A 1357-nucleotide genomic window follows, 5' to 3' on the forward strand; every position below is an offset into this window, starting at 1 on the left:
GCGTTGAAGGTGGCCAGGCCGCAGCGGGTCGGCGGGTGCGTGCTGAGGAAGCCGTATCTGGTGGCCACAGGGCCTGCCTTCCGGTTCGGGGGATGCGCCGGGACACGCCCGGCAGCGCCGGCGGAAGGCCGGGACCGGGGCGTGGATCGGAAACGATGGTGCCGAGCTGCGCGGCGCACGCCGGCCGGGCGTCGTCGACGCCGCTGGTGCCGGTCGTGGAAGCCCGCTGACGAGCCGTGCTGAAGCCACCCGGGGGTGGAGGTCGTCGTCGAGGGCGGGCGCTGCCAGCCTACGCGCCGCCGGCCGGGCGCCGGTTGACGGCTTCGTCACGTACCGCCGGCGACGGGCAGCAGGAGCAGATCCCGGGCGCCCGGTTCCCAGACCAGGCGTTTGCTGAATCGGACCGTCAGGCCGTGCGGCTCGACCGCGGTCAGGTGCAGCGAGTCCGTGCACGCCCGGATGAGCATGATGCCGCGACCGCGGGTGGCGGCCGGCGCGACGGGCTGGAGGAGCATGTGCCCGTCGGCGATGCCGATCCCGCAGTCGGCGACCTCGACGACGCACAGCTCGGGGTCCGCCGTGACGGTGACGCAGTAGTCGGCGCCCAGGCGGGCGTGCTCGATCGCGTTGGCACAGGCCTCGCTCAGCGCGAGGGTGAGGTCGGCCCGGCAGTCCGCGGCGACGCCCAGCGCCTGCAACGCGCTGTCGAGCGCCCGCCGGGCTGTCGCCACCGTGGCCGGTACCCTGGGCAAACGCCAGGTCAGACGCATGAACATGATGGCCGCGGCACGAATGGACCCCCATACGGCGGAGAAGGTGCGGCAACCGCCGGGGTCCGGGGCGGGGACGACGACAGTCGTCAGTGTCAATCTACGTCTTCCCGAACGCCGGGGCGAGACCGATACCACGGAACCACCCTCCCGGCGTACGGTGAGCCCCACGCCGCCCGTCCGCGGTGGCGGCCCCGGTCCGACCCTTGGTGGCGCGTCATGTCCGCAGCACCGAACCTGTCCACCGTATTCGTCGAGCTGGCGGACACGCTGCACGAGACGTTCGAAGTCAGCGACTTCCTGCAGGTGCTCGTCGACCGCTGCGTCACGCTGCTGCCGGTCACCGCCGCCGGCCTGCTGCTGGCCGATCACCGGGGCGAGCCGCAGGTCGTCGCCGCGACCTCGCTCGGGGCCCAGCTCATCCTGGCCGCGCAGGTGCGCTTCGGTCGCGGGCCCGGCTTCGACTGCCACCGGGTGGGCACGCCGGTGTCGGCCCCCGATAAGCCCCGCGCCGACCCCGACCCCAGGCCCCGGGTAGCCCACCACGCCCCCCGGGCCGGGATCTCCGCCGAGCACGTCTTCCCGAT

At 73.7% G+C, this 1357-nt stretch carries 1 protein-coding gene and 1 pseudogene; one reads left to right on the plus strand and one right to left on the minus strand.

Annotation, left to right across the window (positions count from 1 at the left end; translation table 11 throughout):
* Positions 1–326 precede the first annotated feature (326 nt).
* Complete coding sequence (locus AB0C29_RS48680; protein ID WP_360835207.1) at positions 327–731, minus strand: ATP-binding protein; 405 nt, start codon at positions 729–731, stop codon at positions 327–329.
* Positions 732–989: 258 nt separating this feature from the next.
* Between AB0C29_RS48680 and AB0C29_RS48685 the strand changes: the two are divergent.
* Positions 990–1357 (plus strand): annotated as a pseudogene (locus tag AB0C29_RS48685) (transcriptional regulator); the annotation flags it as partial.

Source organism: Actinoplanes sp. NPDC048791, from assembly GCF_040650095.1.
In the GTDB taxonomy this organism is placed as follows: domain Bacteria; phylum Actinomycetota; class Actinomycetes; order Mycobacteriales; family Micromonosporaceae; genus Actinoplanes.